We start from the raw sequence: 25,650 nt of genomic DNA on the forward strand, positions 1-25,650 counted from the left end.
TCTCCTGCGAATCTCTTTCCATAGTTTTGCTCCATAGGCTGACTTCCAAAACCAAATCCGTTCTACTTTGTCGGTTCTTCGTTCCCGCGCTTGAGACGATCTTCATGACGGTGAGGCCAGTCCCTGGCCTCAAGCGAGTTGAGGATTGCCCAGACGGCGTGCGCCACGCGCTAGAGCCCGCGACGAGAAGGCGGTCGCCCTCGATGCTGTGGATCTGCGCACATACGAGATCGAGCCGCTAAAGCAAGCGGTAGAGCCCGGCGCGGATCTTGACCGGCAGCCGCGTTTCCTCCGCGGTGCGGAAGGCCATGAGCCTGTCGGCCGTTCCACAGGCCTAAATGGAAGCTCCGAATGGCGAAACGGGCAAGAATCGCCTTGACGCGGTTGACGAGCTGCGACTGCCCACCGGCCAAGGGTTGTCGTTCGCGATCCGGCTGCCGCTCGTCCCCCTCTTCGAGCGTCGGGATCGCCGCCATACTACAATTCTCACCGCGCAGCCAGCCGAGAAAGGCGCGCATCAAAAGCTCGGTGTCGAGACGATCGGTCTTGGCGCGCCGGTGCTCACGTGAGCCGGCAACGCTGGCGGGGATAGCAAAGGCCTCGATGTCGCGCGCCCACATTTCGAAGACCGCGACGATCGTGTTATCCTGTTCGAGAGCGGTAAGGGACCAGCTCGCGTTCAAAAAACTGCGACATACGACCTCCTTGTGATAGTGGATTTGTCAGAGCCGAAGAACGCCACACCCTCGCCGCTCGCCCCATAGCATCTACTCGCCGGGACACGACCCATTGCCAAGGCGCCAGTACCATTGGACGTTGTCCATATATCCACCCATTCAGGCGGCTTGGTGCCGCTCGATGAGTTCTTGCACCCTCTCTTTGCGAAGCATCTCGGCGCGCGCCCAGCGATCGCATAGGTCGGCGCATTTCAACTGCATGTCCCGAAGGAGCGTTGTTGCTACAGAAATCTGATCGTCGGTTGAGCTTTTTCCGGGTCCTCCTCCGAATTGCAGAGCGTCTCTGCATTCTTCAAGGCTCTCCGGCAACACGCCGGCGAGATTGCTGGCCAACTCGCTTCGGCGGTCCGCGGCGGAGCTATCCACAGACAGGCGCATGGCGATCTCGCCAACTAGTGTGTGGGCCTTCCTGAAAGGAACGCCTCGCGACGCCATCCGTTCGGCGGCGACGGTCGTCATCGCTGAGCCGTCTTCCAGATTCTCACGCATCGAGTTTACGTTGAAAGACATGAACTTCAGGGTTAGCGATGTAAGGATTACCGCCCGCTTCAGGGCATCTTCTGCGAGGCGTAGCGGAGAGCAACCGTAGTTGCCTATTTCGATCGAGTTGCTGAAAGGCGCTTTGCAGGTTGCCGTTGCAGCGGAAACGTATGCGCCGATCACAGTGCTTGCTGATCCCTTAATGTGTTCAAGCAGGAATGGGTTCTTCTTTTGAGGCAGCATGGAAGAGCCGCCAGCAAGATTGTTAGGAATGTCGATGAGTGCGAACTCGCGCGTTGTCCAAACCTGCAGGTCCTGGGCCACGCGACTAAGCAAGACTGAAACGCCAGCGAAGACTGAAAGCGCCTGCAGGTAATGGTCTCGGCTCGCGACCGCATCAAGTGAGTTGAACGACGGCAGTTCGAACCCCAGAAGACTTGCGGTTTTCAAGGGATCTATAGGAATACTGGTGCCCCCGCCCGCGCCCGCCCCCATCGGGCAATTCCTGATGTCTTCCAGCAGGCAGTGCAGGCGCTGGCGCTCGCGCGCCAAAGCGAAGAAGACGCCAAGCAGGTAGTGCCCTGGCGACCCAGGGAGTGCGATCTGGTACTGACTGTACAGCGGAGCCATAAGTTTCGATGCCTCTTCCGTTCGCTGAAGCAGTGCATCCTGTAGAATTCCTATTTGTTGCGACGTGGAACAAGCAGCTTCCCGCAGGGCTAGAAGTGCGATGGTTGCGTTCAAGTCGTTGCGGGATCTCGCAAGGTGCAGCCAGCCGGCCTTCTCCGGGCCAGCTCTGGCGGCAAGTTCCGTCTCGTAAGCAAGGTAGAGGCCACGCGGAGCATCGCGGCCCTCCAAAGACTGAAAGCCCTCATCCTGGAGGTCCCAAATGTGCTTTAGGAGATCGGCAGCGACTGTCTGGCTGATCAAGCGCTGGTCGGCAAGCATCACCAAATGTGCTTCGTCTATGGTCGCTTGGGCTTGCAGAAGCCGACCGTCACGCGAGATTTCGATAGCGGGCGCTAGCAACTTCATCGCCTCGGGATGGAGAGTCCACCTGCCCTCGCTTGACCCATCGTCCTGCTTACTGTCCGATTCGCCAGCAGCCATTTCGATATCGATCACAAGGGAATCGATCATGCCCTTAGCTGCCCCTGCAGCGGCATTGAGGTCATTGGCGACGCCTAAAGCGTAGGCTACACGGTCTCTGAAGTCGCCGTTAATTTGAACTTGCTCTCCCTCAGATTTCAGAAGCCCCGCTTCGGGCACTGTTGGCTCTGGATTTCGTGAAAAGCTCAGGCGTTTGAGCTTCCCGGATTTCTGCGCAAGTGCGAAGCGGATGGCTCCCGCTCTTGCGCCAGCGCGCGGGGGCGTGAACCCTTCTCCCGCGTAAAGTTTGATAACCATGTCCAGGATTGACGTGCCCAAAGCGTGCGACAGCATGACTGGGATCATTCCTCCAGCCAATCTGGGATTGACCTCAATGATGACCGGGCCCGACGCGGCTATCACAAACTCCACATGAGCCGGTCCGAATTCCAGGCCGAGCGCCGATACCGCGCTCACGGCAAAAGATGCCAATTCCTGCAGTGAGCGCTCCGGGAGCGGGGCCGGGAAGTCGTGTCCTACCTCAACGAAGCAGGGAGGCGGGCCTTTGTGCTTGGCAAGAATTCCAAGGCAATGCAGCCTCCCATGATGCGCAATTATCTCTGCAGAATATTCCTTGCCCTCTACATATTGCTGGATGAGGACGTCAGGGCTGCGCAGACCTATCTGATCGAGTAATGCGCCCCTTGCGCTCTCAAACGCCTTGATAGCGGCCGCCGCACTATTGCATAACCTCACGCCGCTGCTACCGCTTCCGGAAACTGGCTTCACGACCAAGGGCAGACTAGCTTGTTGTACAATCTTCTCCACGTCTATGACGGAAGTGGCCAGCCGAGTTTCAGGGATCGCGATTGATTGCCGCTGTAGCTCGGCCGCTTGTTTCCATTTGTTTCGGCAAGCAGCTATGGCCTCAGTATTTGCCGTTGGTAGCCCGATCGCCATCGCAGCACTTGAGGCTGCTTCCACAAAATATTCCGACGACGAGTATATTCCTGCCAGCCTTCTCAATTTGGCGGCGACCCCGACGAGTTCATCAGGACTACGCGTTTCAGCTTCGATCACTTGAGCGACGGAGTCATTCAGAAAGCCATATCGGGCAGGATTGCGGGTCACGAGATACGGCTCAAAGCCTAGCGCACTGGCGCGCTGGATCAATAGTTCGCCAGTGCCCGTCGTGTTGCTTTCGACGAAAAGGAAGCTACCTCGGTTCATCATGAAGCATTCTCCAGCACGTTTAAGACATCTTCCCGACTTCTCCGATTCCAATTATATCGGTTCCATGGCGGGAGAGCGGTCGAGGGATGCTCTTCGCTGAACGGAGCATCCAGAAGAATACCTTCATGTAGATATCCGTTCTGCTTGAGCCACTCGTGGTCATAAACAGCTTCGGCGTAGCGGTGGCCTTCATCGGGACATATGACGACTACGGTTTCTCTTGGATACTGCCGAGCGTGCCAACGCCCAACGATGTAGCTCGCCCCGGAGGTCGGACCAGCGAAAACGGCATGCCGCTCGTGGAGGGCATGCGTTGCAGCAAATGCCAGCGAAGCCGACATGAGATGCACATCGTCGTACAGTTCATGCTTCACGTTCTTGGGAACAAGACTGTTCCCCAACCCCCGCAGTTTCCGTTCGCCATCCGGTTGGCCAAAAATGACGCTATTGAAGGTGTCCACTCCGATCAGACGCGCACCAGGGGCTGTTTGGCGGAGGCGCTCTATCGTTCCGCAAGTAGAGCCTCCTGACCCCACAGAACCGACCAAGGTTATGTTGGCGCCTAGCATCTCCGATATTTGATCGGCGAATAGCCTATAGGCTGCGGGGTTGTCCGGTGTTTCGTATTGCCGGGGCCAGAAACAGGAATCGCCCAACAGTCTCATCTTAGCATGTAATGCGTCCAGCCGGCTTCTTTGATAGCCGCCCTGCTTGGCTTTTTCGGTTACTATGACGACTTCGGCTCCCAAGGAGCTCAACCTGTTTTCCAGACCTTTGTCCATCACTGGGTCTGTGAAGATTTCGAGCTGGAATCCACGTTCCCGGCAAACAACGGCCAAACCCAGTGCAAAGGTTCCGCTTGAAGTCTCGAGAACTTTCATGCCGTGCTTCAAGGCCCCTCGAGCCAGCGCTTGCTCAATGATATACTTCGCAGGGAGAAGCTTCATAAAAGCAAACTGTGCAAGATAGAGATTTGTCTCACACCTAATAACGGTCGGCAGAGCATAGGCCTCAGAATATCCGGAGAATGGCAGGCGTTTGTTGACAGCGTTCATATTGTTTACCTCAGCGGCAGCCAGTCATGGTCAGGTATATTTTTGGCGAGGTGTCGAAAGGCGATACATCTGCGAGCACGGACTGAAGCTTCTGTGGGAAGTCAGCCGCCCTTCGATCAAGCAGGATTCCAATCATGGTGCCGCTGTGCGCGACTATTACCCCGAGAGCCTCAGTGGCCTCCGATGCTTTTAGCATCGCGTTCAGATGCTCCTTTGGAGCCCGCTCCTGATGCAGGAGTGCACTGGCCGTAGCTATTCTGCCGATCGTGGCCGTGTCACCCCGCGGAATTGCTATCCGTGCGCTATCGAGTAGTCGGTGATATTCTGCTTTGTGACTGGCGGAGATTTCACCTCGCCGCTGATCATAGTCGATAGTTTCGATAGTCCCTCCTTCGTCGACTCCGACGATTGCAAGCGGCGGCATTTGCCCAAGGAAGGACAGCAGGCTACAAGCTCGCTGTCGATACGCGACCACGCCGGGATACATCACTCCGTCGGATGGCTCGATCTCGGCCATTAGCTTCTCGATCAGCGAAGTCCTGATTCTACGCTTAAAGCAGCAGGCGATTGAACGTGCGGTCGCAACAAGATCTGCTGATGAACTGGCAAGCCCTTTGCCTTCGGAGAGTTCAGATTGCAAAAGGAGGGTACCTCCTGAGGTGCCGAGCGCATTCACGAGATTCTCGGCTAGCCGTTTAGCTTTGACTTTATGGAGCGGATAAACGGTCACGGATCGCGTGCCCTCGGTCGGCATGAAATGGGCACGCGCAAAAAGCGCGATGGGCATCGTGATCAAGAAATGCGGGTCCTGACGAGCGGAGTCGACCGGCAACTGGCCTTGCAGCAACTCGCCGAATGTGCCGCAACAAAGAGCCCCACTTGAATGAACCCTTGGCCGCTCCCCGTCCTCGACAACAATCTCAGCCGCATCTCCTTCGTCGAACGTCTGGTGGTCTATGTAGGGCTTCCAGAATTCATCGGCGGCCGCTTCGAGGAGGTCTCTCGTCGAGATGCTCGCCCCGGTTGCTGAACGTTCAATATGATGGCCAGAGTTTTGGATCGACATATCACTTCCCCATCAGGTACATTGAAGCGAGACGGGCCCGGCATGCGAACAGTGCTCGCGTTGAGTTGGGATACTGCCAAGTTCCCTGGGGGTGCCTAGGTCAGCTGGCATTAAAGGTTGGGGTGAACCTATCATTGTCAGCGAATTCAGATCGCAAAGATTCTGTGAATCTTACTTGTAGGGTCTGTTGCACTACTTTTGTTGCCGGCGCGTCGTCGGGGCGCAACGAATTTAGGTACGTGCGATGTTCAAGGGCGCCTCCTTCAGACTGAGCAATACGGCGCTGCGCACGATCCTCGATCGAAATGCTCTTCGAACACGGTTGCATGAGCGCCTACGACGAATACCCCCATCAAAGACCGCATCGGCAACCTTCGGCATATGGTCAATAGGCGCATGGTTGGCGGTCAGAAAACCATAGCCGGAAATCATGGCACGCGGCCCTGGCCGAATGCTTGCGTTGCGCACGCTGATAGCTGTTGGTCCAGCGCGATCCTTAGCCGCATCGGTCTTTTCATTATTTTTGGATGATGTTTGTTCGATACGCCACTGACTAGGCCCGCGGCATGGCTTCGTCGCCACCGGCGACGAGGTTGGCCGCATCACAGCCGAGCTCGAGGCCTTTGCTGCGCGGCCTGATACTACAATGTCTTGCCCACGCATCTTCCAGGCTTGGGGTCGAAGGCCTGTGGGCGCTCAGTTCCGACCGACCAAGAGCGCGACAACCTGAGGGATCGTAGCTGACAGATTTTCCGCAATGAGACCAGCCTGAGGGGCAGCTGCCTCCACGAACGGGACGGCCATGCGGCCGCCTCAGAATGCTGGCAGCCTCTGGGCCAGAGGGCCGGCTAAACAGCCTCGAGCGAACTTTGAGCATCGCCGGCACGGCAGGGCGGCGCAACGCGAGCTGTCGCGCGTCAGCCATTGCGAAAGGTGTAGCCGTAACCATTGATCGCCGGCGCGCCGCCGAGATGGGCATAGAGGACCCTCGACCCCTGTGGAAAGAAGCCTTTCTGGACGAGGTCTATCATCCCTTGCATTGATTTGCCCTCGTAGACCGGATCGGTAATCATGCCCTCGAGCCGCGCGCACAGACGGATCGCCTCCTTGGTTTCCTCGGATGGAATGCCATAACGCGGGTACGCGTAGTCCTCGAGCAACACCACGTCCTCCTCGACGAGTTCCGTTCCGAGCACGACGAGCCTCACTGTATGTTGGGCAATGCCAAGCACCTGCGCCTTGGTCTTTGCGGGAGTGGCAGAGGCATCGATACCAATCACGTTGCGCTGTCGATCGTCCTTAGCGAACCCGACGAGCATGCCGGCATGCGTTGAACCGGTGACCGTGCAAACGACGATGTAGTCGAAGGCAAACCCAAGCTGTTTCTCCTGGGCGCGCACCTCCTGGGCGAACCCGACATAGCCGAGGCCGCCGTATTTGTGGAGAGAAGCCCCGGCTGGTATCGCATAAGGTCTGCCGCCCCTTGCCTTGACATCATAGAGCGCTTTTTCCCAACTCTGGCGGATGCCGATGTCAAAGCCCTCGTCCACCAGACGCAGCTCCGCTCCCATGATGCGGCTCAGGAGAATATTGCCGACCCGGTCGTAAACGGCATCCTCATGTGGAACCCAGCTCTCCTGAACCAGAAGGCATTTCATGCCGATCTTGGCGGCGACCGCTGCGACCATCCGGGTGTGGTTGGACTGCACGCCGCCCACGGTGACGAGCGTATCGGCATCTGACGCGATCGCATCAGGGATGATGTATTCAAGCTTGCGCAGCTTGTTTCCGCCGAATGCGAGACCTGAGTTGCAGTCCTCGCGCTTGGCGAAGATTTCTACCTTGCCGCCCAGATGCTTGCCGAGGCGGTCGAGCTTCTCAATGGGCGTGGGTCCGAAGGTGAGCGGATAGCGTTCGAAGTTTTTCAGCATGCTTTCTCTGGGGGCACGTATTTGAGCTGAAACTAGCGAGGCACGAGCCGTTCTAAGAGTCGTGTTTGACTGTGAGACCGGCTGCATTCGGACGTTACAAAAGCGCCACTCTTATGCTTTCCAGCCGCCTCGTTCGCCAGCGAGACGAAGCAACCCGCGTGCCGGTGTTGAGCGATCGGCTACCAATATCTATGGACCGAAACTGCATCCCCTGGCGTTAGAACGATTAGAATGCTGTCGCCTGCGACCATACCAGCCAGCGATCAGCTCACTATTCAATGGTTGATCGAAAGTGATATGAGAGCTCTGATCTTGTTACGGCGCCTCAAGGGAGGAGCAGCGATATGCCGAGCAATTGATTGCGCCGGGCGCATCCGAAGATTGCTTGCCTCATCATCGTCTGGCGATTGGTATCGAGCCTTCTTGCAACTACCGAAAAGCTGAACCCTCTGCCCGGCATCGCGAGCTCCGCTGGACCGCCAGATCAGAAAGAGGATGCTGGCGAAATACACCACCTGGAGCAGCAACGAGCAGGCCAGCGTCGTTACGATCGCGAGACGGATCGAATGCGAAGCTAAGTAAACCGTCACAGCGTTGCCGCACAGGACCATCCCCAGGAGCCGAGAAAAGATAATTAAGCGCAATGCCGTTCTCCTGATTTTGTCCCGTCAAATCATGCAGCTCATGCTGCGATCTGGTCGGCCGCGACATGAGTCTGACAGTTCTTTGGGCAGACACGGCCGCAGGCTCCGCAGCCAATGCATCGGCCAGCATGGTCGAGAACCATGATCATGCGATTCAGCTCACCATCGAAGTCGTCGTCACCGCCGTCGCAGGCGCCGAGGATTTCACCCGCGTCATCGACGCCATAAAGATGCATGACCTCGCGCGAGCAGACCTTGAAACAGCGGCCGCAGCCGATACAGATCTGGCCATCTATAGCGGTCAGGTATTCAGGCACCCACATGGAGCCGTCGCGGCTGATGAATGTGCTCCTCATCGTAAAGTCTTCATTTTAGCGAGCTCTCTCCTGGCACAACCCAACTCGGCATAAACGGCGTGCGTTTTCTCGGCGACTTCCTCTATGTCAGTCCACTTTACCGGCAAACCCTCGGCAAGGTCGCGCAAGTTCGTCTTAGCAATTGCCGCGCGCAGTTGAAGCTTTCGGACTTTCTTCACCATCTCATCCAGGTCTGACATGATCCCTCCTCGAAAACGGTTTCTTCACGCCCGCGCCACGTCGGGAGAGGCAATGGCTGCAGTCGCATCGTCGACCAGTTTCGTGCCGGCATGGGCGAGTTTCCGGAAAGTCTCGAAGCCGAACCGGTGGACGTCTCGACAGAACGACCAACTGCCCGACCGTGAAAGGCACGCGCCCGAAGCCCCGATCGGTTTCACTTTGTTGGCGATCTCATCACGCCGGAGCGCTCCTCGATGGTAAGCCCCCACGGCCGTGTAAAACGTGTCGAGCCTCGACAGCACGTCCGGATTGGGATCGATGATCATGAGGATCGCGGCGATCGTCCTTCGTGATGATGAATTCGGCCAGCAGTTGGGTATCCGATTGCCCTTGGCATGAGCCGTGGAAGTCCTGAGCACGGATCAGCCGCAGGAGGCATTTGACGAACGGGCGGGCAAGGACCTCGCCGTCCTTGTTGCCGGCAGGACCAGGCGCTGCGTGGGACATTTCGTTTTCCTCAATTTCAGTGCTCGTCCTCAAAAGACGATTTCTGCTTTCGGATACGCCGGCTTCGGGCCCGCCTGCGCAGCCGACGTCCGGCCTGGTCGGGCCGATTCCACGTAAATGCCGTCCCTTTGGCCGACCTGGAACTAGTCCTGGACTGTAACGTAACGACGGGCCAAATTCGCGTCGAACATCGCGTCCGCGGCGATCCGGTTGGAAGTCATTAAGGTCCGAGCCTTGACCTGCAGCAAACGATCGGCCCTTGTGCTGCATGGCCATACTTACTGCGGGCGCGCCGCAGAAAATGGGTGAATTGACCAGGGTTCCATTCCACTTGTCATCCCTTTGCGATCTTTGCTCATGAGGCGACTGCGCTTTGCTTTTCAGGAGCCTTGTTTTGCGGAACCACGCAAAGATCCGCGTAGCAGGCGTTCTCACCCGTGTAGTTGGCCAGGGCGTGAAGCAATGGGGTAAGGTAGTACTGTTTGATGTGGTCCGGCATCGTCTCCGGATTGCCCAGAGATTCCAGTGCCACCTCGATCAACTCGATCGCACGATCTTTGTTGCCGCTCTCGTAATAATACTGAGCGACCGGGACGTACCAACGGAATTTAAGGGGTCCGTCGCCTTGCGGGGGATTCAGTGTCAGGATCTGTTCCGAGAGCTTGTTGCCCATCGCAAAGCACTCAGCACGGGGGAGATGAGAGTTGTCCATCGCGGGATCGAAGAGTTGGTTCAGGGCCATGACCATCCAAGAGACGGCCTCGAATTTTTTGTCGATGGCGTCCTCAACTAGCTGGCGCATGGCTGGCAAGCCGGTCTGAGTGTCGCGTAGCTTGTGAAGCAGGAGATCCGCATGAGTTTCCCGGAACCCGATAGAATCGGGCATCAAGGCGAGGCCTTCTTCGATGGCCGAAAGTGCCGCCGTCCAATCCTCGGCCTGCATCGCCGGCCGAAGTTTGGCGTATATCGGCTCGCTCAGCGACAGTTCGCGCGTTGTACGTTGGTTGCTGGCGATTCGCCTTAGATCGGCGGCTTTCGCTTCATCGGAGCCTCGCCAGCTACCGTTGAGGACCTTCGGCAAAACGTCGTCGAGTTCCGCCGGGTGTCCGATGAAAGCGACGTGGCCATCGCGGTCGACCACGAACGAGGTGGGAATCCCGAGAGAAGAACTGGCTTCCATCCATAGTCTGTTCATTTCGCCTGCGTAATCGAACGCGATCCGATAATTCAGATTCGGGAACCGCTCGGTCAGCCAAGCATCTAAGCTGGTCCGTGCCTCCTCCGCGGTCGCGCCCTCTTCGCTAGCTGCGACTCCGACGACCTCAAATCCGCTGTCTTGATATTTCTCCTGCAACTGCATCAGGTGGGGCATCGCCGCCACACAGGGTCCGCACCAAGTCGCCCAAAATTCTACGAGGTACACCTTGCCGGGCTCAAAGATCGTGAGGGGCTCACGACGCAGCCAGTCGTCGACTTTGATCGGAGGAGCCGGGGACTCACTACGCAACACCATGTTGTTCTCCAAATCCATTCCCACACCTTTCCTGACGTTTATGCGCGAGCTGGTTCTTCTCTCAGAAACGGAACACACCAGTCAGGGGACCATCAATCGTATTGCGTGTTCTCATGCGGTCAGCCCTCACTCAGTATTGCCGCATCTCAATCAGCAAAGGCCGTGCCAGCGCGCTTGGCGTGCAGTAAATGCGTGATTTGGCAACGAAAAGCTCACAAGCCCAAGACGGCCGGTTGTTTTGAACCCGACATTTTTTTCTGCGCTGTCAGCTTTGGGACACGCATCACTCATGCGTCAGACGCTTGAGGACAGAGAACCGCTTGGCTGTCTTGCTGCGCTAACATTGCCATCGTCTCGTCGATCAGCAGCACGTCGGCGGCCAACCCCGAAACTGCGCGGGTGATCTCCAACACTGGCTCCCGCGTGCAGCGACTGCCTGCCGGCTCATGGCTGATCTTTCTCATAGAGCCCGAGTCGTTGAGGCCCAGCGCGTCGAGTGCGAGCTGCCGGATGCTGCGTATGCTGTTTCGCAAGCCGCCGGATGCCGCATGCATCTCCCACGTTTGCGTGACGGAGGTTGGGAAGCGTTGCAGGTTCCTGGTACACCACCGGGCTGCTCGGGCATTCGCGTCTGCTCCGCCGAGATGCGAAGCGGACTCCGTCATCGCGAGGGGTAAGCCCGATGATTTGATGCGCCCAGCGTGCTTCTCCCTACGCTGTTGCCATCGAGCAGATCGTCGATCTCACCCGGCACCGTGGAACGTGACATCGCGCAGGACGCGGGGTCACGACGTAAAAGGCTTATCGCTTCTGCCAGGGCGTCCCATCACTGCCTACATTCGATTCGGAAAACGGCTATGCCCCCGCGATGACAGACCGAAACCGGGATCGACAGCTACCCGCAATTGAAAGGCGGATCACAGCTGGGTGGTTGCGCAATTTGATGCCCATCACGCGGCCCTGCGCCCCAGGAGATGTCGGGCATTTGATGCATCGAGCGAACCGCCCTGGGGGCGGCCGATCTAGGCAATTGAGGATCGGGCATAGGCTGGCTGGCGAGTTCCGCCTTTGGTTGGGACGACCGACTTAGGGCGCGCCTACGAAACTGGACGTGGCGAAGCCACACTGGAGTATGCCTTCCCTGAGATGGGGGCTGCGCTAAGTCGAAGCCTATCAAATCCATGACAACACTGCCTCGCAGAAATGATTGCAAAGCTAAGCATTCAAGCTTTCGACCTATGTGATTAAGACTCGACAGGTGCGCGGCTCGCAAGAAGCAGGTGCCGGTGGTCAGAAGCCGGGCTTGATGGCAATCGAGCGCAATCATAGTAATCTCGGCCGCAGGAAGAGCCTCCCGCCACTAGGAGCTCGATTGGGTCGAACAGACATTCGGCCAGCAAATAGGGGCCGGTCATTTCCTTGCAGCGGACGAGAGGCTTGTCGCGCCATTGGGCACGTCCAGCGCGCGCGACGCTGACCCAGCGCCTTGAACCGTATGACTGTCTTGCCGGCTGGTAATAGGACGGCAATCCCACAATAGCGAAGAGGTTGGTCAGCACCGTAGAGCCGACGCGGCATTTGCCCCACGAAACAGCAAGTGCTGGAAAGCTGTCGGCCGAGCGATCCTCGAAGGCGCGGGCCAACTCGTCCGCGATGCGGCTTAGTTCACGTCGGCCAGGCTGGTTTATTAGCTGCCTTCGGGCGCCAGTGGCAACGAGTAGAGACGTTCGGCGTCACGGCGTTTATTGTCGCGCAGATCTGGTCGAGAGCAGCGTGTCTCATACTTCCTGGTGATTGAGAATAGGATCGCCGGATCTGGCGTAGAACCTTAGCAAGAGTCCGATGTCAAAGATCGTTCCTGGCGCAAGCCGGCGGACGGACGTGGGCCATGTTTCGGTTGACACGCCGCCGGCGCCTCGCGCCAGCGTGCCGGCAAATCGGGGCATCAGCGGTGCGAGTGTCTGCGCCAGGATCGCAGCGGCTGTAGTCTGAAGCGCGAGCGAAGTCCGGATACGGGCGGGATAGAGACATCGCGCCGCTGCATAGTCTTGTGCCTGACGGTAGGTCACGCAATCGCGCACGAAATCGCACGCCTGCGCGGCCGCGCGCCGGACCGAGAAGCCATCGTCCGAATAGGCGCGTTCCATCGCCGCGCGATGGATTTCTATCCGAGCAAAGAAAGCGCGATCGGCGGGACCCCAGTCGCCTGCGTCGGGCACGCAGCCGACAAAGTCCTGTTTGATTTCCCCGTGCAGCGCATCAAGCCAATTCAGCCAAATCCCTTGGAACACCTCGTTCTCGGTGCGGCGTAGCGCGTCCAGCGTGAAGTTCGTCCGCTCACCTTCCGGGCGTGTCAGGCCCAAATGGAGACGGACGACATCGACTGTCTTTGGACCCAGAACCTCTTTGCCCCAGACCGCATGGCCGCGGCTGGTCGAGAACTTCTGGCCGTCGAGCAGGTAGAACTCGTTCACATGATACCGGATGCGCGGCGTCCAGTGCGGGAAGACCTCAGCATAAAGCGCCGGATAAAGTAGGGCGTGGTAGAAGGAATTATCGAAGCCGAAGAAATGGACAATCTGCCAGTCATTGCTGGGCAGCGCCGCATTCCAGTCTCGACCGAGCGAGCTAGCTAGCGTCTGGATGTTGTAAAGAAAACCAAACGCCATCTCTGGCCAGACCCAGGTCACCTGCCCCAGGAACCCCTCGGCCGGTAGCCCCCAGTCCGACGGGTGGGTGATGGGCACGGAAAAGTCGCCACGTTGGCGTAGACGCGCGAAGAGGTCCATGATCCGAACGGGGGCGCCCGACGCCCTTAAATGCCGGTCGATATTGACGTAGCACCGTTCCAGCGCAAGTTCGGGACGGCGCACGGAGCCGACCACCGGCGCCTCGGCCGAGTGCCGCGACCGGACTGCACCTAGGTCGTGGCATAGGTTCGGCGCGCCGCATTCCTCGCAGATGTTGCCACCAGCGGAGCCGCCGCAATCGGGGCAGAGGCCGCTTACATCCGGTTCGTAAAGGTAGTCGCCTGTCACAGCATCGAAGAGCGCAGGGTTCTGGCGCAGATCTACCGCCGTGCTGCTCAGAAGACTACGGAAACACGCGGCTTGAAACTCTGCATAAGCGTCATCGCCCGACGTCGGTAGGAAGCTGTGGATCTCGCAGTCAAGAAGTGCAAGCGTGGTGCGAATCTCGTCCGCGTAGTGGCGCGCCACCTTTGCAGGCGTCGATTCATCGGCGTCGGCACGCGTGGCGACGTAGCTCTGGTAATCGTCGCTTCCAGTCAGGTGATAGGCTTCGAGCCCTTTCATACGCAGGAAACGCGTGTAGACATCGGCGCCAAAATAAGGGCCAGAAAGATGCCCTAGATGCAGATCGCCATTAGGCGTCGGCGGCGTGGAGAAGACGAAGATCGGCCGGCGGGGAGCCGCGACCTTTGCAGCGGCATCGAGGGCGGCCTTGCCGTCACGCCAGTAGACATCGACGAAATTTAGGTCTTCGTCCCCATCGTTGCACAGCACATGCGCTTCAAAAGGGTGGAACAGAACGACATCGCCGGCCGCGACCGGGATTTCCCCAAGGTCGGTCCTGACCTTGCCCGCGCCAGACAGGACGACGAAGGCCTCGATTTCGTCGTGCCGATGGGGCTCGCATGTGACGCCCGGTGCCACCTTGCCGAATGAAAACCCCGTGCCAGCGCTTCCCGTTCTAAGCGTGGCCATGTCGATACCGAAGGCCCGCGACAGCTCCGTTCGAGAAAACGTGGATTTGCGCATGACGAACCTCAGCTGCTGAAGCACCGGTATTTTCGGCTGCCAACGCGACAGCCTCTGCTGCAAGTTGCGAAGAGAGGCGGTAGCCCGGACCCGTTGGTGGCCCGGCAGAATAATCCGGCTCTGGGCCCCCAGGCGGGCGACGACGGGCACGCCGGCAGGGCTTTAGGCGTCACAGAAGACCGCCCGGCGACCACCTCCACAATCGACGTGCCGAAGCGTCGTAACGGGCTGCGGCGATGCTCCAGCAGCCCGCAAATCAGACATACTCTCCGCATTTTTTGAGCGGTCGATCAGGTTCGTGTGCATGCCTCGCCTAGCCGTGTGAGCTCAATCGCGATAGAAAATGCCGTTTGGCGGCTTGAGATTGTCGAGATCGGCCACTTTGCCCTCTGGCGGATTAAGGGCGCGCTTTAGCACGTTATATTCAGCGCGGGTCGGTCCACCGGTTGAAGCACGCTGGAACACCAAGTAGAGCGTCCGCCGCGAACGATTGCTTTTGTTCGGCTGTGAGTAATGCGGTGCGTAATCGTCGAAGATGAAGATGTCGCCAGCCTTCCATACTACGGGTTCCCACGAGAATGTTTCGGCGATCTCAGGATCAATCACCCCGCCAGCATCCATGGGAAATATCCCCTTCTTGTGGTTGCCGGGGCTGAAAAAAAGCCCGCCGTTGCCCGGGTCGGAGTCGTCGATGCCTATGGCAACGACCGCATGGACCATCCGGTCGGGGAGTCTGTGTGGAATGTGATAGATGTCCTGATGCGGGCGATAGCCGCCGCTGTCGGGATAGTGGAAAATCAGCAACTCCTTGAGCCTACGCGACCCTTCGTCAAGCAGCTCCTCGACCGCAGACCTTATGCGCTGATCGTCGAGGAGCAGATGACGCAATGGATCATGGAAGTCGAGAAAATTCTCGGCCTTAGAGATGATCTTTCGATTATCCGTCGTCTTCTCGAACCACATTAGCCATTTGTCATCGCTAACATCCCAGCGTGATACGTCTTCAACAAAGCTTGAAATACGTTCCACAGCCGTGGGATCGAAGAACCTTTCGAGCTTGACATATCCGTCTTTCTGCCACTTTTCTCTTTGTGCATCAGTCAACATGCGAAAAGCCTCCTGTTGGATAGATTGGCTGGTCGAACATTCCGGTTAGGGCAGTCGGGCGCTGTCAGGTTGTGGGTCCAAGGAGACGCTACTGCACGGCATGTGGACGGCGATGCTAAGTGCGTTCCGCTCCGGGTGTGTTGCAGGGCTTTGTTGTCCCTCCTCACTGGAGAGATCGTCCAGGCCGTAAAGATCTGTAGATCCGGTACGTCTGCACGGTGGTCACGGGCCCAGCATGCTATTGATGATGCGGCTGCTCGGTAGGCGACCTTTCGCGCAGCCTGACGCAGCGCAAGCCGTGCGCCACGCGGATCTTTGTGACACCGTCCCATTCGGGTTGGGCGATCAGGGCGGGCACATCGGCGACATGAGCTCCACCGATGCTCCCAAAACGGGTATTGTCCAGAGAAGTTCGGCGGTTGACTCCTTATCCCAGGCCGACCCGGATCCCAAGGTTCCCTAAACTGGTCCCGATCACTTACCTCACCCGATCCAGCCACGACACGCATCGCCACGGGCCGGAACCCTGCGCTGACCGCCGACCCAGCCATGGCCACCAAGGCCACTGCGCACTTTCGAGTGAGCGACCTGCTAGGGTCTTTACGACCGAAGGGGAAATGCACGCCCGCGGAATAATGCGATGCGCCGCTTAGTCCAATGGGTTGTTCAGTCGCGATGATTTCGGAGAAGGCTCCGGCTTTCGCTGCGGCCAAGGCCGACATTGTTCCTTGGATGCCACCGCCGATGATCAGTAGTCGGCGGGTCATATCCCGCTGCCCATTTCTTCTGCAATGGGGTCGGACCAGCTGTAAGGGCTGATGAAGCCGGGATGCTCAGAGTTGGCGCGCGGCGTGCGCCCCAGAAGGCTGTCGAGGATCCGACGCGCTCGCCAGGCCAGCAGGCTTAGATTCGGATCAGCCAGCCCGCGCTGCCCGAGGCTCGCGTTCTGTACGAAGATGCGTCTGTCACGCGGTCCGTCCCAGCACACCGAAAAATCGTCGCCAATGGCCAATTCATTGTCGATCTGTTCCAGCCGGTCCGCCATCGGTTCCAAGAAGGCTGGTACCGCGTTCTCGTAACCGGTGGCCAGGATGACGATGTCGGCCGTGACTTCTTCGAACTCGTCCATGCCGTGCTGCAGGGTCAGCCTGTGACCCGCGCCGGCATTGATGCAGTGCAAGACGGTGCAGCCCGGCCGCAGTGTGATTTCGCATTGGTTTGGCTCGAGAAATGCGTGGCGGTACAGCGCCTGATAAACAGCGCGCAACGTGCTTTCCGAAATGCCGTCAGAAGCAAGCATAAAACGCCGCAGGAACAGCATGCGGTGCGACTCGCTCATCGCCGCGAAACGATCCGAAAAACAGGGCATGAACAACTCGTTTGTGAACGGGCTGTTGTCGAGGGGCAGGTAGTTTTCGCGTTGCGAGGCCCAAGTGATCGAGGCAGGCCGCCCTTCTTCCGGCCGGCCGACAAGATGCAACAGCACCTCGGCTCCCGACTGTCCCCCGCCGACCACGCAGACATGCTTTTTGTGCACCTCAGGGTGGATGTGCAGCAATTCAGATGAGTGGAACAGGTTGCGTCCAGTCCAGCCCTGAAGCTGAGGCGGAATTTGCGCCTGCTTGCCAATGCCGACCACGACGTTTCTGGCGCCGAGAACCGCATTATCCGTCCGCACCCGAAATTCGCCGTCAAAGCGAATTTCGCGCACCGTCTCGCCGCCGCGGACAAGTGGGTTCCTGTGGAAGGCCCAGTTCAGATATTGCTCGAACTCAGCTCTGAGCACGGCCTCGAACTGTGCATTCAGGAAGTGGTACAGACGCCCGTTCTCGTGCAGGTAGTTTATGAAAGTGTAGGCTGACCGCGGATTCACCAGCGTGACCAGATCCTTAAAGTGGCTGACCTGGAGCTCCGAGGAATCGAATGCGCTGCCTGGGTGCCAGCGGAAGTCGACTTGCCGATCTAAGAACAGCGCCCCTTGCCCAATTTGCTCGTGTATCTGACACGCAAGGCTCAAATTGGACGGCCCGGCACCCACTCCAATGCAAGAGAGCTCCACTTGTCCTGCTCCTACAGGTGTTTCCCAATCAGGCGATGTTCGCGGCGAATATCGGCCACTGGGCTTATTCGTGTGGTCGGCTGTGAAGCCCATGGATCCCAGAATAGTGATGAGATCGACACTCATGTCGGCGAGGCGTGGGGCGTAGGCGCGATCGACATATCTCCGCCCGCTTCGAATGATCGCGTCTCGGTCAGCGAGATGCTTTCCAAGCTTATCCCGGGTTTTAATCAGGCGCAGTCGCCACCTCCAACATGACGCGCCGACTTTTGACCGGCTTGGGGATCCACGAGGGCGCGGTCTCGAATGCGGCGACAGCATTCTTCCGTGAGCCTGATCATAGGAGGACATCCTTTGATGATTCGGAAGAACCCCTGCATCTAACGTGCCAGAAGGAAATTCTCATGAAAGCAATGGGGAGCGGGTTTGTGATCCTGTCGGGTATCCGACATTGAGGGAAACCTTGCGCTGGCTGCACGTCGCCGTCCTCTTGTCGGTGGACTAATAGGGCAGCTCCGCACCCGAAAAATACTCTTACGTAGGGCACGCTTGTTCCCTTAGCCTGATCATGGGAGGACATCCGCTGATGTGTTCGGAAGGTCCTCCGCATTCGAACGTGGCCACAAGGAAACTATAAGCAAAACAATGGGCAGAAGGTTTGTGATCCTGTCGGGTGTCCGACATTGAAGGGGTAAGCTTTGCAGCGCCCGCGGATCTCCTCGTCTGATTGCACGGTGTTCTTACAGCGCATGACGCTCCCATTAGCACGCTACTAAACGGCGCCCAGGGCGGCTTCTTCGCGCGCCCGCACAAGCTCGCTTTCGTCGAAGTCGATGCCGACGACGCGGACATTAGTCCGACCGTCTGCGCCAACTCGAAGCTTACAACTTCGCCGGCGTAGCCGGCGTCGATCACGGTGGAACCGAAAGCGGCTCGAAGCGATCGAGCAGCATTGCATTGAAGGCGCCAACACGCGCGAAATGACGGCAAGGAGCGCCCGGCCACCAGGTCGGGACGTTGTGCCCGGACCAGACAGTCGTCGCTGCGCGATTAATCAAATTAAGAATCGTCAGCGAGATAACGGGGGCGCGGCCAGTTCGTGCATGCGTCTCATTATCCCAAAACCGCTTCGCACCCTCGGGTCAAGCCCAGGGTCAAGCCCAAGGGCAGGCTTTGGGCGACATGCATTCGCCGGTCACGTCCCGGAGCGACGCAGGAGGTACGCAATCTGCGACAACTCACCTTCGCCGAAAATCCCGTCCAGCGTGTTGAGAAGTTCGCGCACGGCATCGGATTTACACGAATAGTAGATCATCTGCCGGTCGCGCCGAGTCTCGACGAGATCGAGCGCCCGCAGTTTGGCCAGATGCTGTGACAGGGCGGATTGGCTGAGCAGAACCTTCTCGGCGATAGCACCGACCGACATTTCACCGTCGGCCAGATAGTTCATGATCAACAGTCGTTTCTCGTTGCCCATCAGCGTCAGAAACGCAGCCGCTGATTCGGCATTGGCAATTAGCTTTTTCGAGACCATCGATCCCCACACCTTCCTGCTCATCCGGCGCTATGGGGGCAATAGCGTCTGATTTCCATAGACTCACTCGCGAAAGTGCGCTGGCGACTCAACGCTACCGGGAATAGTTCCGATTACGACTGTCCGCCATGAGGACCTTTGCCTCGGGCGCCGGACCGCCGGCGCACCCTGCGCACCCCAACTATGCCGGGGTGGCCGGAGACAGACGCGTTTGGTGGCCGCCTGAGACTCGTCGCCAATCGGCAGGTCCACCTCGGTCGGACGGAAATAATCGCTTGTCTATCCGGATCAGCGCTGACTACTCCTGCGTTCGCGGCCTAGCGCGCCAATGCCTTCCCCCTTCCAGACGATCTCCTTCCCGACACACCTGAAGGCAGCCTCGACAAAGCTGCGGACCGAATGCGTCTCGCCGGTCGCGAGCATCGTCAGCTCGTGGTGCTGCAGGATGCGCCAGGAACGAGCGATTGAATTGAGTGGTGGTACCGAGAGCATTAGAACTGGGAGGACTCCGTTCCACCTTCCGCCTTGCGCATGACTGGAGAGATTTCCGGTGGGCGTCGCCTCCCGAGCAACGCTCTTTCATGTTTGTTATTCGCCGCAAAATCAATTGTTTCGATGAAGCGCATCTGCGGTATGAATGCCTTTCATCAAATGCGATTAAGAACCGACCCCAGACCCCATGGGAACCAGTCAGCGCGCCAAAAACAGCGGCAATGTCGGCTTTTCAAAAATCCATCTCGTCACACCGCCAAAGAGCCGCTCACGCAGCCGACGGCTGCCATAAGCGCCCATGACTATCATGTCGGCAGAAATCTCGATTGCGTGATGCGCAAGCACCGTAGCCGCCGATTTGCCGGCACTTGGCAACAGGTCAATCGACACCCGAGCACCGTGCCGAGTGAGATGGGCAGCGATGTCGGCTCCAGGCTCCGCACCGTTCCCGTTGTAGTTCGCCTTCGGATCGACCAGGGCAACACGAACTTCGTCAGCAGCGCATAACATACCCAACGCTTCCCGAACCGCACGGGACGCCTCGACACGCGAATCCCAACCGACCAGGACGCGCCGTGGCCACAGGGTCGCCTCAGTGCCCTTCGGCACAACGAGTACCGGCCTTCCCGTATCGAACAAGCAGCCATTGACAACAGGAGGTCCGAGATTCTCGTCATTGAGGAGACACGGTCCGATGATCGTGAGGTCGGCGCAGAGCGCCCGCTGTCGTACCACTTCGCCGAGGCTTCCCGGATCGCAATTGTCGGTTTCAACGTCATAGGCGAGCGACATAGCTCTCAGCAGTTTCTGGATATCTTTGGAGCGTTTTTCCAGTCTGGCCACGTCCTGTGTAAATCGATCGATTTGCCGAAACCGGTCATTCAATCTGGCAATTGCCTGTCCACGTCCTCCAGGCCACTCGGGGACACCATCTCCGATCGACGGATACGACATAAGGAGCATCGGAGGCGGTATAATCAGTACGGAAAGGTGCGCGCCGACTTCGGCACTTAAGCCGGCAGCAGTTCTGACGTCCCGATCGGAATGGTCAGCGCCGGTCACACAGAGTACGCTTTTAAAACCCATTTGCCTGCTTCTTCCTGAGTATTCGTTTAGGGGCGTTTCAGGCCGCAAGACCGGCTCACAGCGCGAGGAAAAGGGGGGCACCACACCCGGCAATTGATTCAGTCGTCCGGCTTCTCGAGCGAGTAGCCGGCCGACCGGACGGTGCGAATCACGCTGCCGGGCGAAGCTGTCTTCAGGGCTTTTCTGATCCGGCTGATATGGACATCGACGGTGCGTGGACCGACATGGATGTTGGACGGCCAGGCCGCGCCGATAAGTTCGTCCCGGCTGAAGACCTTCCCGGGAGCTTCAATCATAAGCCGCAGCACGTTGAACTCGATGGGTCCGAGGTGGATGTCGTGGCCATTGCCGCGAACCCGGTGGGCGTCGAGCTTGATCTCGAGGCCGCCACAGGAGAGCCAACCGCCGTTTTCAAGACCATTCGCACCCCGCTTGGTCAGCGCCAGCCTCGCGCGTAGACAGTCGAGCAGCTTGGCCGGGGCGATCGGCCGCACAAAGCTCTCGTCAATGCCAGCCTTCAGGAGATCGAGGTGCTGGTTCTCGGCGCCGGGCGCGATCAGGGCAATAATCGGCAGCCCGCCGGTCCGGGGCTCCCGCTTGAGCCGGGCGCAAATTGCAGACCCGGTTATGCGGGCTGGCCCGCAGTCCAGCACCACGGCCTTGAATTCCCGTTCGTCGGCCAATGCAAGCGCTTCCTTGGCGCCGCCTGCCGGCTCACTGGCGAAGCCGTCCACCTCCAGTATGTGGCTCAGGAACAGATAGAACTCGGTATCATGCGAACAGATCAGGACAAGTGGCTTCATCGGCACTACCTCAAGAGCCCCATCGGCGTGGACCGCGTCGGCTGCGCAGGCTAGCCATCGCAGCTGCTCAAGACCTGGCATGGCCCCTTTGCTCGACACCTGCTCCCATCACGCGCGCGCTACCTCGGGATAGGTTTCGATGGCTGCGATTGCGTCGCCGACCAGTTTCGTGCCGGCCTCGGCGAGCTTCCGGAACGTCTCGAAGCCGAACCGGTGGACGTCGCGCAGCGACTTCGAGAGAGCGACCAACCGCCCGGCCGTGAAAAGCACGCGCCCAAAGCCTTCATGGCTCAGCTCCATCATCGGCGATGCCATCAGGCCGCAGCGCTCCTCGATCGCAAGCCCAACGGCGGTGTAAAACATGTCAAGCCTCCACAGCACGTCCGGATCGGGATCGCCGATGATCGGGATTGCACGGCGCTGTTCCTTAGTGATGATGAAGGCGGCCAGCAGCTCGGTGTCCGCTTTGCCTTCCCAAGCCCCGTAGGAGTCCTGAGCACGGATTAGCCGCACGAGGCATTTGAGAAACGGAGAGGCAGGCGCCATCTCGTCCTCGGCGACAGCAGGGCTAACGGCAGGGTCGGACATTTCGCCTTCTCCTCATTTCAGTCGTCTTCCTCGAAGGACGGTTTCTTTTCCGCGACACCTGCCTCAGCCAGCACCTTGCGCAGCCACGGGGGAGGACACGTCCTGAGCATCATCTGCGTGCGCAACAGCACCTCCTGGATACTCTGAGGCTGCCGCACCTTGATCGGATGGATCTTTGCCGAAACAAGCTTGGCTGCCGAAGGTCCGCCGATCGCCAGACAAAACAGGAGGTGGCAGCCCTTCAGCGCTTCCACCTTCGGTGCGATGCGGTCATCCCCCTCGGTCCGATGTTTCCCCCTTTCGTCGGAGACGTCGTCGAAGGCAACGGCTTCCACGAGGTTCCATTCCTCGCGCGTCACATCGTAGATGACAAAGCGCCTGGCGGACCCGAAATGTGCATTGAGCTCCTTCATGTCTTGGGTTGCGATTGCCACGCGCAAAGCGCCTGCTTGTCGTTTACGCATCGGACCTTGAACCTCGTCAGTGACGAGTGAGAGGCGACGAACGGGGCCCACCTGGCGTTTCCCGCTTGCGGAATGGATCAAGTTCCTCAGGCGTCGGCGCATGCCGGTCGGCTTGGAACATGTTGGCAACCTCGAAAACCAGATCACGGGTCCCTTGATAGAGGATTGAGAGCTTGTGCTGGCTGCCGAGCCGGTCGAAGACGGGGAAGCCGACGCGCATGAGCGGAATGCCAAGGCGCTGCGACGCCTGGCGTCCATGTGAATGGGTGACCAGAAGATCAGCGCCGCCGGCAAGCGTTTCCAAATCGCCGAGATCGCCGATCTGAATCGACTCCGCCGGTACCTTTTCCAGAATTTCCGACATATCGGTCGTCGTGACCGCCGCCGCGATTTCGGAGCCCATGTCCACGAAGAAGGTTGCGTATTGGTAGAGTTGGTCTGGTTCAGCAGCGATCGCAATTTTCTTGCCTCCGAAATGGAAATGTCCGTCGAGCAACGCATCCTGCAATTGCGCCCGCCGACGGCACACGCCTGCCGGCACAGGCTCGCCAGAAATCGTGGACAGCAGGGAAGCAAACTGATCGGCGTCCTTCAATCCGGTCAGTGACTCGAACAGCACGTAAGGGACGCCGGTCACCTTGTGCAGCACCTTGGCCGGCCGGCGCATATGCTCGCCGATGGCAATGCAGTGCTCGGCCGCGCCGAGCTCGCGGATGTCCTCGACGCTAGTACCGCCATAGGTGGTCGGGACCCAGTGGTCTGGTACAGTACCGTCAAGCGAGCCTGAGAGGTCCGGCAAAATCACCGGGTGCAGCCCAAAGCTTTCAACCATCTCGCGCAAATGCTCGATGTCAGCCACAGTGAGGTTCCAGCCGGGCAGGATTGCGATCTTCTTTGACTGGCGCGCCCGCTCGCCAGGCCGCGTAATGCCTTCAATCATCGCGGTGACAGCCTTGGCCCAGCCCTCTTCGAGGGCGCCGCTGAAATCCGGCGTGTTGGCCAGCACGATCTCCGTACCCGCGAGTTCTTCCGCCCGTTTCAGCCTGATGTCGGCGATGTCGCCTGCGGAATCTTCGCCACGGGTTTCCACCAGGGCCGTCGTGCAGACCCCGATCAGCTTTGGCTTCGTGCGAGTCTTAAGATTGAGGATCGCCTCTTCCAGATTGTCCGACCCGCCGAGGATGGTTGTCACTTCATCCATGGCGGTGGTCTGTAGGGGGATCGTTTCCTTGAAATGCCGGACGAAGAGCACGAGCGCGAAGCTGGTGCAGCCCTGGGTGCCGTGGAACAGCGGCACTGCGCCGTCGATCCCTAAAAAGGCCAAGGCGGCACCCAGCGGCTGTGACGATTTCAGTGGATTGACCGAGGCTGATTTGGTCTGGGCAAGGATTCGGGTCATCGGATTTTCTCAACACTCGCCGAAATCGTCGGCGTCGTGCCGGCGAATTCCTGGGCAGCGTGCACCGTCGCGGTCTCGTTCTTCGTGCTCGGCTGTTCGTCCTTCACACCAGGCTGGCAATCCCACGGGGCCCGCTCCCGCACCTGGGACCAGATCGGGTTGTGAATGGCGAGGTCGATCTGGCGTACGAGTTCCACCATGCCGTCATAACCGGCGTATGGGTGTTGGCGCTCCTGGTTGATGTCGAGCCAGGGCGTCTTGGCCTTGAGCGCGACGAATTGCGTGCGCCCACCCGACAGCATGATATCGGCCTTGCCTTCTGAGAGCATGGCGTAAAGGTCGCGCGCTGCCATCTGCTCGAACATGTGGTTGTCGTCCTTGAGGATCTGTTTGATGCGCTCCTTGTCTTCAACTGTGGATTTCTTGACCGAGGTGCCGACGATCTCCATGCCGATCTCCATCAGTGCATGGACGACCGACCAGGACTTCACACCACCCGTGTTGAGCAGCACACGCTTGCCTTGGAGCCGCCGCCGGTAGGCCTTGAGCTTCTTCGATGCACCCGCCTCCTGCTCGGCGATCAGCGTCTCTGTGCGGTCCAGGATCTCCGGATCGGCGCCCTTCCTCACCAGCAACTCAGCGATATTGCGGAGTGCTTCCGACGTGTCGGAGATGCCGTAGAAGGAGCCCTCGAAGAAAGGGATGTCCCAGCGCTCGTCCATCTTGCGGGCTAGATTGATGAGGGCCGTCGAGCACACCACCATAGCCGCCCGGGCGCGGTGCGCGGAAGCAACGTCGAGATAGCGCGCGTCGCCCGGAATGCAGGCGCGTACCCGGATCCCGAGCCGATCAAGGAGCGGCTTTATCAGCCAGAATTCGCCGGAAAGGTTGAATTCACCAAGGATGTTGATGTCGTACGGACCGGCGTCGTCGGGTTCCACCGTGCCGATGACATGGTCGAGCAACGCCTCGGCGGCGAGCTTGTTGCCAAGGTTCTTGGAGCCGACCAAGCCCGGCGCATTGATCGGGACTACGGCCAAGCCGAATTTTTCGGCGGCGCGTTTACAGACTGCCTCGATATCATCGCCGATGAGCGCCGTCACGCAGGTCGAATAGACAAAGACTGCCGGCGGCGCATACGCTTCCTTGATTTCGCGGATCGCCTTGAAGAGCTTCCGCTCGCCCTGCCCCATCACCACATCGAGTTCGGTAAGGTCGGTCGTGAAGCTTGTGCGCCACAAGGTTGGCCCAGACGAAGCTGCACCGCGGTTGTCCCAGGAATTGCCCTCGCAGGCGAGCGGCGCGTGGACCAGGTGCGCAACGTCAGTGATCGGCTGCAGGACAATCTTGGCCCCGTCAAAGGCGCAACCGCCGGCTGCCGCTCCTGGCGTCAGCAGCTTTGCGCAGCCCTCCTTGCGCGCCTTGGCGTTCTTGCCACGGTTCTTGTCGCAGGCAGGCTCGTCGAAAACGTCCTGGATCTTGGCACTGAGCGAGGTCATTGCGTCAGTCTCCAAAGTCCATTCGGCAATGAACGGCCTGGGCGAAAAG

21 protein-coding genes and 1 pseudogene are annotated in these 25,650 nt (G+C 58.9%); 1 reads left to right on the top strand and 21 read right to left on the bottom strand.

Features of this window, described 5'->3' with window-relative positions:
* The first annotated feature begins 338 nt into the window (after positions 1-338).
* Entirely contained in the window at positions 339-569 is a 231-nt protein-coding gene (locus BQ8482_RS29605; protein WP_123150840.1) for a hypothetical protein, read from the top strand.
* 267 nt (positions 570-836) lie between these two features.
* Here BQ8482_RS29605 and BQ8482_RS29610 read toward each other — a convergent pair whose 3' ends face one another.
* The 21 genes and pseudogenes from BQ8482_RS29610 to nifE all read right to left on the bottom strand — a co-directional run bounded on the left by BQ8482_RS29610 (position 837) and on the right by nifE (position 25,601).
* Positions 837-3,539, bottom strand: a complete 2,703-nt coding sequence (locus BQ8482_RS29610) for a lyase family protein (RefSeq protein WP_123150841.1) — start codon at positions 3,537-3,539, stop codon at positions 837-839.
* Positions 3,536-4,594 (bottom strand): cysteine synthase family protein, encoded by a 1,059-nt coding sequence (locus BQ8482_RS29615; RefSeq protein ID WP_123150842.1) that lies wholly within the window; start codon positions 4,592-4,594, stop codon positions 3,536-3,538. The genes BQ8482_RS29610 and BQ8482_RS29615 overlap by 4 nt, the downstream gene beginning before the upstream one ends.
* Before the next feature lie 10 nt (positions 4,595-4,604).
* Positions 4,605-5,660 carry a GHMP family kinase ATP-binding protein gene (locus BQ8482_RS29620; RefSeq protein WP_123150843.1) on the bottom strand — a complete coding sequence of 352 codons (1,056 nt, stop codon included), beginning with the start codon at positions 5,658-5,660 and terminating at the stop codon, positions 4,605-4,607.
* A gap of 917 nt (positions 5,661-6,577) precedes the next feature.
* A complete protein-coding gene (locus tag BQ8482_RS29625; protein ID WP_123150844.1) occupies positions 6,578-7,591 on the bottom strand; it encodes a 1-aminocyclopropane-1-carboxylate deaminase in 1,014 nt (337 codons plus the stop codon).
* Positions 7,592-7,866: 275 nt separating this feature from the next.
* Positions 7,867-8,235 (bottom strand): exopolysaccharide production repressor protein, encoded by a 369-nt coding sequence (locus BQ8482_RS29630; protein ID WP_123150845.1) that lies wholly within the window; start codon positions 8,233-8,235, stop codon positions 7,867-7,869.
* 38 nt (positions 8,236-8,273) lie between these two features.
* Positions 8,274-8,591 (bottom strand): ferredoxin III, nif-specific, encoded by a 318-nt coding sequence (gene fdxB, locus BQ8482_RS29635; RefSeq protein ID WP_123150846.1) that lies wholly within the window; start codon positions 8,589-8,591, stop codon positions 8,274-8,276.
* Positions 8,588-8,791, bottom strand: a complete 204-nt coding sequence (locus BQ8482_RS29640; protein ID WP_123150847.1) for a CCE_0567 family metalloprotein — start codon at positions 8,789-8,791, stop codon at positions 8,588-8,590. Before BQ8482_RS29640 ends, fdxB begins: the two co-directional genes overlap by 4 nt.
* A gap of 24 nt (positions 8,792-8,815) precedes the next feature.
* Positions 8,816-9,278: pseudogene (locus BQ8482_RS29645) on the bottom strand (NifX-associated nitrogen fixation protein).
* Positions 9,279-9,633: 355 nt separating this feature from the next.
* A complete protein-coding gene (locus tag BQ8482_RS29650; protein WP_425294149.1) occupies positions 9,634-10,809 on the bottom strand; it encodes a TlpA disulfide reductase family protein in 1,176 nt (391 codons plus the stop codon).
* 269 nt (positions 10,810-11,078) lie between these two features.
* Entirely contained in the window at positions 11,079-11,345 is a 267-nt protein-coding gene (locus tag BQ8482_RS29655) for a hypothetical protein (RefSeq protein ID WP_133254861.1), read from the bottom strand.
* A 1,224-nt stretch (positions 11,346-12,569) separates the two neighbouring features.
* Positions 12,570-14,720 carry a class I tRNA ligase family protein gene (locus BQ8482_RS29660; RefSeq protein ID WP_244603033.1) on the bottom strand — a complete coding sequence of 717 codons (2,151 nt, stop codon included), beginning with the start codon at positions 14,718-14,720 and terminating at the stop codon, positions 12,570-12,572.
* 177 nt (positions 14,721-14,897) lie between these two features.
* Entirely contained in the window at positions 14,898-15,677 is a 780-nt protein-coding gene (locus BQ8482_RS29665; RefSeq protein WP_123150850.1) for a phytanoyl-CoA dioxygenase family protein, read from the bottom strand.
* Positions 15,678-16,440: 763 nt separating this feature from the next.
* Positions 16,441-17,736, bottom strand: coding sequence for a lysine N(6)-hydroxylase/L-ornithine N(5)-oxygenase family protein (locus tag BQ8482_RS29675; protein ID WP_123150852.1), 1,296 nt, complete (start codon positions 17,734-17,736; stop codon positions 16,441-16,443).
* Positions 17,737-18,931: 1,195 nt separating this feature from the next.
* Complete coding sequence (locus BQ8482_RS29685) at positions 18,932-19,270, bottom strand: ArsR/SmtB family transcription factor (RefSeq protein ID WP_123150886.1); 339 nt, start codon at positions 19,268-19,270, stop codon at positions 18,932-18,934.
* A gap of 288 nt (positions 19,271-19,558) precedes the next feature.
* Entirely contained in the window at positions 19,559-19,762 is a 204-nt protein-coding gene (locus BQ8482_RS40745; protein WP_123150854.1) for a GDP-mannose 4,6-dehydratase, read from the bottom strand.
* A 198-nt stretch (positions 19,763-19,960) separates the two neighbouring features.
* A complete protein-coding gene (locus BQ8482_RS29695; protein ID WP_123150855.1) occupies positions 19,961-20,848 on the bottom strand; it encodes a universal stress protein in 888 nt (295 codons plus the stop codon).
* A 98-nt stretch (positions 20,849-20,946) separates the two neighbouring features.
* On the bottom strand, positions 20,947-21,651 hold the full coding sequence (locus tag BQ8482_RS29700; protein ID WP_244603035.1) for a response regulator transcription factor: 705 nt from the start codon (positions 21,649-21,651) through the stop codon (positions 20,947-20,949).
* A 108-nt stretch (positions 21,652-21,759) separates the two neighbouring features.
* Complete coding sequence (locus BQ8482_RS29705; RefSeq protein WP_123150857.1) at positions 21,760-22,239, bottom strand: NifX-associated nitrogen fixation protein; 480 nt, start codon at positions 22,237-22,239, stop codon at positions 21,760-21,762.
* A gap of 17 nt (positions 22,240-22,256) precedes the next feature.
* Positions 22,257-22,754 carry a nitrogen fixation protein NifX gene (gene nifX, locus BQ8482_RS29710; protein ID WP_165848764.1) on the bottom strand — a complete coding sequence of 166 codons (498 nt, stop codon included), beginning with the start codon at positions 22,752-22,754 and terminating at the stop codon, positions 22,257-22,259.
* Entirely contained in the window at positions 22,720-24,102 is a 1,383-nt protein-coding gene (gene nifN / locus BQ8482_RS29715; RefSeq protein ID WP_123150859.1) for a nitrogenase iron-molybdenum cofactor biosynthesis protein NifN, read from the bottom strand. Before nifN ends, nifX begins: the two co-directional genes overlap by 35 nt.
* Positions 24,099-25,601, bottom strand: a complete 1,503-nt coding sequence (gene nifE, locus BQ8482_RS29720) for a nitrogenase iron-molybdenum cofactor biosynthesis protein NifE (RefSeq protein WP_123150860.1) — start codon at positions 25,599-25,601, stop codon at positions 24,099-24,101. The genes nifN and nifE overlap by 4 nt, the downstream gene beginning before the upstream one ends.
* Positions 25,602-25,650 lie beyond the last annotated feature (49 nt).

Source organism: Mesorhizobium delmotii (assembly GCF_900149755.1).
Lineage (GTDB): Bacteria > Pseudomonadota > Alphaproteobacteria > Rhizobiales > Rhizobiaceae > Mesorhizobium > Mesorhizobium delmotii.

What these genes read in the sequence shown, in the direction of transcription:
- BQ8482_RS29605 (WP_123150840.1), top strand. Translation starts at nt 339, where the DNA reads ATGGAAGCTCCGAATGGCGAAACGGGCAAGAATCGCCTTGACGCGGTT.
- BQ8482_RS29610 (WP_123150841.1), bottom strand. Translation starts at nt 3,539, where the DNA reads ATGATGAACCGAGGTAGCTTCCTTTTCGTCGAAAGCAACACGACGGGC.
- BQ8482_RS29615 (WP_123150842.1), bottom strand. Translation starts at nt 4,594, where the DNA reads ATGAACGCTGTCAACAAACGCCTGCCATTCTCCGGATATTCTGAGGCC.
- BQ8482_RS29620 (WP_123150843.1), bottom strand. Translation starts at nt 5,660, where the DNA reads ATGTCGATCCAAAACTCTGGCCATCATATTGAACGTTCAGCAACCGGG.
- BQ8482_RS29625 (WP_123150844.1), bottom strand. Translation starts at nt 7,591, where the DNA reads ATGCTGAAAAACTTCGAACGCTATCCGCTCACCTTCGGACCCACGCCC.
- fdxB (WP_123150846.1), bottom strand. Translation starts at nt 8,591, where the DNA reads ATGAGGAGCACATTCATCAGCCGCGACGGCTCCATGTGGGTGCCTGAA.
- BQ8482_RS29640 (WP_123150847.1), bottom strand. Translation starts at nt 8,791, where the DNA reads ATGTCAGACCTGGATGAGATGGTGAAGAAAGTCCGAAAGCTTCAACTG.
- BQ8482_RS29650 (WP_425294149.1), bottom strand. Translation starts at nt 10,809, where the DNA reads ATGGATTTGGAGAACAACATGGTGTTGCGTAGTGAGTCCCCGGCTCCT.
- BQ8482_RS29655 (WP_133254861.1), bottom strand. Translation starts at nt 11,345, where the DNA reads ATGCATGCGGCATCCGGCGGCTTGCGAAACAGCATACGCAGCATCCGG.
- BQ8482_RS29665 (WP_123150850.1), bottom strand. Translation starts at nt 15,677, where the DNA reads ATGTTGACTGATGCACAAAGAGAAAAGTGGCAGAAAGACGGATATGTC.
- BQ8482_RS29685 (WP_123150886.1), bottom strand. Translation starts at nt 19,270, where the DNA reads ATGGTCTCGAAAAAGCTAATTGCCAATGCCGAATCAGCGGCTGCGTTT.
- BQ8482_RS40745 (WP_123150854.1), bottom strand. Translation starts at nt 19,762, where the DNA reads ATGCTCTCGGTACCACCACTCAATTCAATCGCTCGTTCCTGGCGCATC.
- BQ8482_RS29695 (WP_123150855.1), bottom strand. Translation starts at nt 20,848, where the DNA reads ATGGGTTTTAAAAGCGTACTCTGTGTGACCGGCGCTGACCATTCCGAT.
- BQ8482_RS29700 (WP_244603035.1), bottom strand. Translation starts at nt 21,651, where the DNA reads ATGAAGCCACTTGTCCTGATCTGTTCGCATGATACCGAGTTCTATCTG.
- BQ8482_RS29705 (WP_123150857.1), bottom strand. Translation starts at nt 22,239, where the DNA reads ATGTCCGACCCTGCCGTTAGCCCTGCTGTCGCCGAGGACGAGATGGCG.
- nifN (WP_123150859.1), bottom strand. Translation starts at nt 24,102, where the DNA reads ATGACCCGAATCCTTGCCCAGACCAAATCAGCCTCGGTCAATCCACTG.
- nifE (WP_123150860.1), bottom strand. Translation starts at nt 25,601, where the DNA reads ATGACCTCGCTCAGTGCCAAGATCCAGGACGTTTTCGACGAGCCTGCC.